The organism is Mesorhizobium sp. CA4 (genome assembly GCF_020165075.1).
Taxonomy (GTDB): Bacteria; Pseudomonadota; Alphaproteobacteria; order Rhizobiales; family Rhizobiaceae; genus Mesorhizobium.
On sequence record NZ_JAIUHK010000069.1, the window covers coordinates 1 to 8,944 of the forward strand.

At 65.1% G+C, this 8,944-nt stretch carries 7 protein-coding genes; 3 read left to right on the forward strand and 4 right to left on the reverse strand.

Annotated elements, in window-relative coordinates; all coding sequences use genetic code 11:
- Nucleotides 1-108: 108 nt before the first annotated feature.
- Nucleotides 109-1,143 (reverse strand): aldo/keto reductase, encoded by a 1,035-nt coding sequence (locus LB528_RS29810; RefSeq protein WP_224717211.1) that lies wholly within the window; start codon nt 1,141-1,143, stop codon nt 109-111.
- Nucleotides 1,144-1,180: 37 nt separating this feature from the next.
- Nucleotides 1,181-2,368, reverse strand: a complete 1,188-nt coding sequence (locus LB528_RS29815) for an MFS transporter (RefSeq protein ID WP_224717212.1) — start codon at nt 2,366-2,368, stop codon at nt 1,181-1,183.
- Between the two features lie 121 nt (nt 2,369-2,489).
- Between LB528_RS29815 and LB528_RS29820 the strand changes: the two genes are divergently transcribed.
- The gene (locus tag LB528_RS29820) at nt 2,490-3,395 is read left to right on the forward strand and encodes a LysR family transcriptional regulator (RefSeq protein WP_224717213.1); all 906 of its coding nucleotides are present in this window, start codon (nt 2,490-2,492) and stop codon (nt 3,393-3,395) included.
- 58 nt (nt 3,396-3,453) lie between these two features.
- Here LB528_RS29820 and LB528_RS29825 read toward each other — a convergent pair whose 3' ends face one another.
- Both LB528_RS29825 and LB528_RS29830 read right to left on the reverse strand, forming a co-directional pair.
- Entirely contained in the window at nt 3,454-4,503 is a 1,050-nt protein-coding gene (locus tag LB528_RS29825) for an aldo/keto reductase (protein WP_224717214.1), read from the reverse strand.
- Nucleotides 4,504-4,639: 136 nt separating this feature from the next.
- A complete protein-coding gene (locus tag LB528_RS29830) occupies nt 4,640-5,302 on the reverse strand; it encodes a YggS family pyridoxal phosphate-dependent enzyme (protein WP_224717215.1) in 663 nt (220 codons plus the stop codon).
- Between the two features lie 289 nt (nt 5,303-5,591).
- Between LB528_RS29830 and leuS the strand changes: the two genes are divergently transcribed.
- Nucleotides 5,592-8,219, forward strand: a complete 2,628-nt coding sequence (leuS, locus tag LB528_RS29835; protein ID WP_224717216.1) for a leucine--tRNA ligase — start codon at nt 5,592-5,594, stop codon at nt 8,217-8,219.
- Nucleotides 8,206-8,787: an LPS assembly lipoprotein LptE gene (gene lptE / locus LB528_RS29840; protein ID WP_224717217.1), complete on the forward strand. Its 582-nt coding sequence runs from the start codon at nt 8,206-8,208 to the stop codon at nt 8,785-8,787. The genes leuS and lptE overlap by 14 nt, the downstream gene beginning before the upstream one ends.
- The last annotated feature ends 157 nt before the right edge of the window (nt 8,788-8,944 follow it).

An 8,944-nucleotide genomic window follows, 5' to 3' on the forward strand; every position in this document is an offset into this window, starting at 1 on the left:
AACAAGCGATTCGTGTGTCATCTCCAGCGTAGAATCACAACCGATTCCGCGCCGCAATACCTATCTTAGCGCCTATGTCCTCGAGGGGGCGACTAGGCACCGCCGGCTTCACACCGCCGGCGGGTTCAGCCGGGCGAAACCTTCCTGGCGGCGATAGGGGAAGTATGGATAGGGCGCCGTCACCGCGCTTGCTTCATCGAGCGCCCTGATCTGCTCCGGCGTCAACGCCCAGCCGACGGCGCCGAGGTTCTGGCGGAGCTGCTCCTCGTTGCGCGCGCCGATGATCACCGATGACACGGTCGGCCGCTGCAGGAGCCAGTTGATGGCGATTTGCGGCACGGTCTTGCCGGTCTCGGCGGCGACCGCCTCCAGCGCGTCGACCACCTTGAAGAGATGCTCATCCTCGACCGGCGGACCGAAATCGGCGGTGCCGTGCAGCCGGCTCATTTCCGGCAAGGGCTGGCCGCGGCGGATCTTGCCGGTGAGCCGGCCCCAGCCGAGCGGGCTCCACACCAAGGCGCCGACGCCCTGGTCGAGGCCGAGCGGCATCAGCTCCCACTCATAGTCGCGGCCGACCAGCGAATAATAGACCTGATGCGCGACATAGCGCGGGTAGCCGTGCTTTTCCGCCAGGCCGAGCGACTTCATCACCTGCCAGCCGGAGAAGTTGGAGACACCGACATAGCGCAGCTTGCCGGAGCGCACGAGATGATCCAGCGTCGACAGCACCTCCTCGACCGGCGTCGAGGCATCGAAGGCATGGAGCTGCAGCAGGTCGATATAGTCGGTGCCGAGGCGCTTCAGCGCCGCGTCGACGGAGCGGATCAGGCGTGAGCGCGACGAGCCCCAGTCGCCTGGGCCGTCGCCCATCGGCAGGGACGTCTTGGTCGAGATCAGCACCGCATCGCGCCGGCCCTTGATGGCCTCGCCCAGCACCTCTTCCGAAGCGCCGTTCGAATAGACATCGGCCGTGTCGAAGAGATGGACGCCCGCCTCCAGGCAGATGTCGACTAGGCGGCGCGCTTCCTTCGCGTCGCTGTTGCCCCAATGGCCGAACAGCGGGCCGGAGCCACCAAAAGTTCCGGCGCCGAAGGAAAGGGCGGGCACTTTCAGGCCGGAGGCGCCGAGAGGTCGATAGTCCATCTTTTTTCTCCTGATTGGATGTCGAAGGGATCAGCGCTCAGCACTGCGCCGTGACCGGCTTGCCGATCGCCTGGCCGCGTTCGAGGCGCAGCGCCATGAGCACCACACCGAGCGCGGCGAGCGGCACGAGGCCGGCAACGAGGGGCACGGCGCCGAGGCCGGGGCCATGGTCGATGACGAAGCCGCCGAGCCAGGCGCCGATGGCGTTGCCGAGATTGAAAGCGGCGATGTTGAAGGAGGAGGCCAGGCCCTGACCGGCGCCCTTGGCCTTCTCCAGCACCCACATCTGCAGTGGCGCGACGGTGGCAAAGGCGGCGGCACCCAGCAATCCGACGGCGACGATCGCTGTGACCGGCTGATGGATCGCGGCGGTCATGACGAACAGCACCGCCGACAGCGCGAGCAGTGTGCCGACGACCGTCGGCACCAGATGGCGGTCGGCAAGGCGCCCGCCAAGCAGATTGCCCGCCACCAGGCCACCGCCGAAGACCAGCAGGATCGGCGACACGGCTCCCTCGGAAAAGCCGGTGACGCGGGTGAGGATGGGCGCCAGATAAGTGAAGGCCGCAAAGACGCCGACCCAGCTCAGCACCGTGGTCAACAGGCCGAGCAGCACCGGCCGGCGGCCGAGCACGGCGAGCGTGCCTTCTGAGGTCTCCTCTTCCTCCGTGGCGGCGGGCTCGTCGCGCGGCACCAGCAGCGCGATCACGGCAAAGGCGATGACGCCGACCAGCGTGACCGCCAGGAAGCTCGAACGCCAGCCATAGGCCTGGCCGAGCCAGGTGCCGAAGGGCACGCCGAGGATGTTGGCGACGGTGAGACCGGTGAACATCAGCGCGATGGCCGAGGCCTTCCGGTTGGGCGGGACAAGGCCGGTCGCGACGACGGAGCCGACGCCGAAGAAGGAGGCATGGGCGAAGGCGGTGAGCACACGGGCCGCCATCAGTGTCCAGTAGTCGGGCGCCAGCGCGCAGGCCAGGTTGCCGACGGTGAAGACCACCATCAGGGCAAGCAGCAAGGTCTTGCGCGGCAGGCGCCCGGTCAAGGCGCCAAGCAGCGGCGCTCCGAGGACGACGCCCAGCGCATAGCCGGAGATGAGCAGGCCCGCAGCCGAGATCGAGACGCCGAGATCGGCGCTGACATCGAGCAGCAGGCCCATGATGACGAATTCGGTGACGCCGATGCCGAAGGCGCCGGCGGTGAGGGCGTATAAAGCAAGAGGCATTGGCAACGGTCCATTTGGTGCTGGAGGACGCTCAGTCGGGCGCCCCGACACGAAAATCGTCATCCGCCAAGCTGTGAACCAGCCTTGCATCGGGCACATTTTCTGTGAAATAGATTCACGAATGGCAAGACCCTACATCAACCGCTCCGGCGAGATCGAAGTGTTCCTCCGCGTCGTCGAGGCGGGCAGCTTCTCAGCCGCGGCGCGGGCGTTGCGCATGACACCGTCGGCGGTGAGCAAGCTGATCGCGCGGCTGGAGGCGCGGCTTGGCGCGCGCCTCATCAGCCGTTCGACGCGCAAGCTGCAGTTGACGCCGGAAGGGGCTGCCTTGCATGACAGCGGCCTGCGCATCCTCGCCGATCTCGATGCGGCCGAGCGCGAAGCGGCGGCGGGTGCCGCGCCGCGTGGCAGGCTCAGGGTCAACTCCTATGTGCCGTTCGGCCAGCACCGGCTGATGCCGCTCTTGCCGCGCTTCCTGGAGAATTATCCCGAGATTTTCGTCGAAGCCGTGCTGACCGATAGTGTCATCGACCTTCTGGAAGAGCGCGCCGATGTCGCTATCCGTGCCGGGCCGCTGCGCGAGTCACGCCTGGTTGCGCGCAAGCTCGGCCAGAGCCGGATGGTCCTGGTCGCGTCGCCTGCCTATCTTGAAGCACGCGGCACGCCACACGCTTTGTCCGACCTCGCTCGCCACAACATGCTGGCCTTCGGCTTCGCCAGGCATATCGAGGGATGGCCCTTTGTCGATGCGACAGGCAAATCGATCATCATGCCGATTGTCGGAAACATGTCGCTCACCGACGGCGAAGCGATGCGGCGAACGACGCTGGCAGGAGCCGGCATAGCGCGGCTGGCGCGCTGGCATGTCGAACCCGACATTGCCGCCGGGCTGCTCGTGCCGTTGCTGGAAGAGTTCAATCCCGGCGACGAGGAGCCGACGCATGCCGTCTATGTCGGTCATGGCAAGCATCTGCCGGCGCGGGTGCGGGCCTTTCTCGACTTTCTCGCGGAGACCGTTCGTCTCTGAATGACGAAAGAGCCGCGCGCCAATGGCACGCGGCTCTGGCCTGTCTGCTCGAACGGAATTACGCCTTCGGCACGAACGGCGCGGGGCGCCGGCCGGCGCCTTGCCGCTCCAGCATCCAGCCGGGATATTCGGCAGGCAGCGCGCTCACCTCGTCGAGCCTGGCGAGGTCGTCGGCGTCGAGCTTCAAGCCGGTCGCGGCGAGGTTCTGCTCGAGCTGGTCCATGCGACTGGCGCCGATGAGGACGCTCATGACAAAAGGTTTTGCCAGCACATAACCCAATGCCACCGTGGCGACGCTGACATCGTGCTTCCTGGCGACCTCGCGCATGACGGCAACCGCCGCCCAGGCGCGGTCCTCATTGACCGGCGGGAAGTTGAAGGAAGCGCGGCGGCCCTCGCCATTGCCGGGTGCGCCGGGGCCGTATTTGCCGGAAAGCAGGCCGCCGGCCATCGGCGACCAGACCATCAGGCCAAGCTTTTCCTCGTTGATCAGCGGCACGATCTCGCGCTCCAGATCGCGGCCGGCGATCGAGTAGTAGGCCTGAATCGTCTCGAAGCGGGCAAAGCCCTTGCGCTCGGCGACGCCCAGGGCCTTAGCGATACGCCAGGCCTGCCAGTTGGAGACGCCGACGTAGCGCACCTTTCCGCTGGCGACGAGATCGTCGAGCGCGCGCAGCGTCTCTTCGAACGGCGTGACCGTGTCGGTGCCGTGCAACTGGTATAGATCGATGTGATCGAGCTGCAGCCGCTTAAGGCTGCCGTCGACCGAATCCATGATGTGACCGCGCGAGGAGCCGCGCTCGTTCGGCCCGTTGCCCATGGCGCCATGCACCTTGGTGGCGATGATAACGTCCGAACGTTTGACGCCGAGATCCTTGAGCGACTGTCCCAGCAGCTGCTCGGATTGTCCGAAGGAATAGACATCCGCGGTGTCGAAGAAATTGACGCCGGCGGCGATCGAGCGGGCGACGATCTCGTTGACGCCCTTCTGGTCCAGGCTGGCGATCAGGCCCCATTGGGCATTCTCGCCGGCGGCGCCGAAAGTCATGGTGCCGAGGCAGAGTTCGGAAACGAATAGGCCGGTATTGCCGAGCTGATTATAACGCATGGTGAGATTCCCCGAGAAAGGAGTGAATGTGCACCGGGTAAATAGGAACGGCCCGTTTCGTTTCAAGCGCCCGTGCCAGCGTTATCGTCCGATTGGCCGGCCGGTAACGAGATCGTTACGAGCGTGATCCGGGCGCTCACCGGCTGCCGAAGATCGCCGAGCCCACCCGGACACTGGTCGCGCCGAAGGCGATGGCGATTTCGTAGTCGCCGGACATGCCCATCGAAAGTTTCGCGACGCCCGCCTCGCGGGCGAGCTTTTCCAGAAGCGCGAAATGCGGGCCGGGATTTTCATCGGCCGGCGGGATGCACATCAGGCCTTCGATGGCGAGACCATGCACGTCGCGGCAGCGTTTGACGAAGGCGACCGCCTCGCGCGGCTCGATGCCGGCCTTTTGCGGCTCCGAGCCGGTGTTGACCTGGACATAGAGTTTCGGCGCCCGGCCCTGCCGGGCCATTTCTTTTGAAAGCTCGGCGGCGATCTTCTCTCGGTCGACCGTCTCGATGACATCGAAAAGTGCGACGGCTTCCTTGGCTTTGTTGGACTGCAGCGGTCCGATCAGATGCAGCTCGACATCGGCGAACGCCGCTTTCAGCGCCGGCCATTTGCCCTGGGCTTCCTGCACGCGGTTCTCGCCGAAGACGCGCTGGCCCGCCTCGATGACCGGGCGGACATCCTCGGCCGCGAAGGTCTTCGACACCGCCACAAGCGTGACGGCGCCTGGCGCGCGCTTCGCCTCGCGCTCGGCATTCGCGATCTTCGCCTTGACCGCCTGAAGCTGCTCTACGGCGTTCGTCATGCCACTATCCTGCCCATAGTTTTCATGGCCGGCCGGCTCGCCGCAGTTGACGGGTCCGGCAATCCATGGTGAACACCGCGACGACATTGTCTCGGCTGCCGGCCTAGGCGTGTCGATATTCAGGTGATGCCGGCCTGCAAATGCCAGTTTCCTGCGCTTCCGGTGCTCACGTACTTTAAGTACGTTCCGCTCCGGTTCTCGGAACCCGCCATTTTCGGCTCGGCCTGACCTGAATATCAACGCGCCTTAATCCAGCACCGCGCACCTGCTTTTAAGTGAAAAACATCCGATGGCAACCGAACGATACAATCCGCGCACGTCAGAGCCCAAATGGCAGAAGGCCTGGGCCGAAAAGAAGCTGTTCGAGGCCCGCAACGACGACCCGAAGCCGAAATACTACGTGCTCGAGATGTTCCCCTATCCGTCGGGCAAGATCCATATCGGCCACACCCGCAACTACACGATGGGCGACGTGGTGGCGCGCTACAAGCGCGCCAAGGGTTTCAACGTGCTGCATCCGATGGGCTGGGACGCGTTCGGCATGCCGGCCGAAAACGCCGCCATGCAGAATAAGGTCCACCCCAAGGACTGGACCTACGAGAACATCGCGGTCATGCGCGAGCAGCTCAAGATGATGGGCCTGTCGCTCGACTGGGCGCGCGAGTTCGCGACCTGCGACGTCGACTATTACCACCGCCAGCAGATGCTGTTCCTCGACTTCGTCGAGAAGGGGCTGGTGACGCGCAAATCCTCCAAGGTGAACTGGGACCCGGAGGACATGACCGTGCTCGCCAACGAGCAGGTCATCGACGGCCGCGGCTGGCGCTCGGGCGCGCTGGTCGAGCAGCGTGAGCTGACGCAGTGGTTCTTCAAGATCACCGACTTCGCGCAGGACCTGCTGGACTCGCTCAATGGGCTCGAAGAGTGGCCGGAAAAGGTCAAGCTGATGCAGCACAACTGGATCGGCCGCTCTGAAGGGCTGCTGATCCGCTGGCCGCTGGCGGCACCGGTTGGCGACACGAACGAACTGGAAGTCTACACGACCCGGCCCGACACCATCTTCGGCGCCTCCTTCATGGCGGTCGCCGCCGACCATCCGCTGGCGAGAAAGGCCGCCGAGGATAATGTCGAGCTGGCGAAGTTCATCGACGAAGTCCGTCACATGGGCACCTCGGTGGCGGCGCTCGAGACGGCCGAGAAGAAGGGTTTCGACACCGGCATCCGCGTCGTCCATCCGTTCGACGAGAATTGGACGCTGCCGGTCTATGTCGCCAATTTCGTGCTGATGGAATACGGCACCGGCGCCATTTTCGGCTGCCCGTCGGGCGACCAGCGCGACCTCGACTTCGCCAACAAATACGGCCTGCCGGTGATCCCGGTGGTTATGCCGGAAGGTGCCGACGCGAAGACCTTCCAGATCATCGAGGAAGCCTATGTCGACGACGGGGTGATGATCAATTCGCGCTTCCTCGACGGCATGAAGCCCGAGAGGGCGTTCGATGAAGTGGCCAAGCTCCTGGAGCAGAAAAGCATCGGCGGCCGGCCGATGGCGGAGCGCAAGGTGAATTTTCGCCTGCGCGACTGGGGCATTTCGCGCCAGCGCTACTGGGGCTGCCCGATCCCGATGATCCATTGCGAGGCCTGCGGCGTCGTGCCGGTGCCGAAGGCCGACCTGCCGGTCAAGCTGCCCGACGACATCGAGTTCGACCGCCCGGGCAACCCGCTCGACCGTCATCCAACCTGGCGGCATGTGAAATGCCCGCAATGCGGCCGCGATGCGCGGCGCGAGACCGACACGATGGATACCTTCGTCGATTCGTCGTGGTATTTCGCGCGCTTTACCGCGCCCTGGGCCAACGAGCCGACCGAGCCGAAGGCGGCCGACGAATGGCTGGCGGTCGACCAGTATATCGGCGGCATCGAGCACGCGATCCTGCATCTGCTCTATTCGCGCTTCTTCACCCGCGCCATGCGCGAGACCGGTCACCTCAATCTGGCCGAGCCGTTCAAGGGGCTGTTCACGCAAGGCATGGTGGTGCACGAGACCTACCGCGTCGGCGGCCCGTCCAACAACGGACGCTGGCTGTCGCCGGGCGAGGTCAGGATCGAGGACGTCGGCGGCAAGCGCCGTGCCGTCGAGATCGCCACCGGCGAGGAGGCGACGATTGGCGCCCTGGAAAAGATGTCGAAGTCGAAGAAGAACACGGTGAGCCCGGAAGAGATCACCGACGGCTACGGCGCCGACACGGCGCGCTGGTTCATGCTGTCGGACTCGCCGCCGGAGCGCGACGTCGAATGGACCGACGAGGGCGCGGCCGGCGCGCACCGCTTCGTGCAGCGCATCTGGCGGCTGGTGTCGATCGCGGCCGAGACGCTGGGCGGCATCAAGCCGCAAGCGGAGAATGACGGCGAAGCGGGTGCTGTTTCCAAGGCTGCGCACAAGATCCTGAAGGCGATCGGCGAAGACATTGAACGGCTCGGCTTCAACCGCGCCATTGCTCGCATCTACGAACTGGCCAATGCCTTGGCCACGCCGCTCAATGACGTCGCCGAGGGCAAGGCCGATGCGGAGCTAAAGGGCGCCTGCCGTGAGGCGGTGGAAATCCTGGTGCATGTGATCGCGCCGATGATGCCGCATCTGGCGGAAGAGTGCTGGCAGGCGCTGGGCGGCACGGAGATGGTCGCCGAGCGGCCCTGGCCGGTCTACGATCCGGCGCTGGTCGTCGACAACGAGATCGTGCTGCCGGTGCAGGTCAACGGCAAGAAGCGCGGGGATTTGACAATTGCCCGCGACGCGGATCAAGGTGCCGTCGAAAAAGCGGTGCTGGCTCTCGACTTCGTGCAAAAAGCACTGGAAGGTAAGGCTCCGCGCAAGGTGATCATCGTCCCGCAGAGGATCGTCAATGTCGTTGCCTGATCCGGTGAAGTCACAACCGGTCCGCCTGCGCGGCCGCCTGGCGGTCTGCGGCATGGCCGCCGCGCTTGCGCTGGTTTCGGCCTGCACCGTGCGGCCGCTCTATTCCAGCCAGCCGCTGTCACCCGGATCGCAGCTCAGCGCATCCGCGGAGCTCGCATCGATCTCGATCAAGCCGGTCAACACCCGCTACGCGCAGCAAGTGCGCAACAATCTGATCTTCGCCTTCGGGCAGGGCTCGGGTGAGCCGGCCTCGCCGGCCTACACGCTCGATCTCGGCGTCACCGAGCTCGTCGAATCGGCGGCCATCGTGCAGGTGCAGACCCAGGAAGACGAGCCGACGGCCGGCACGGTCACGCTGACCGCGAATTACGTGCTCAGGGACACCGCGACCAATACGGTGATTGCTGTCGGCAAGCGTTCGATACCCTCGTCCTTCGACCGGCCGCGCCAGGAATTCGCGGCCTATCGTGCGCAGATCGACGCCGAGAACCGCGCTGCGCGCGAGTTGGCCGACCTGCTGCGGCTGTCGATTGCGCAGGATCTGGCCAGGCACGGCAAAAAGGCCTAGTTCCTCGCCCGAGATTGGCTGAAGCCTTCCGAACTTCGTCATCCTAGGGCGGAGCAGCCGCGAAGTGGCGTCGCGCAGATCCTAGGATCCTGTGTGTTGGTTCTGGTGTATGGTTGAAGTGGGAAGGAGGCCGAGTGGATCCTGGTCGTCCTTTCGG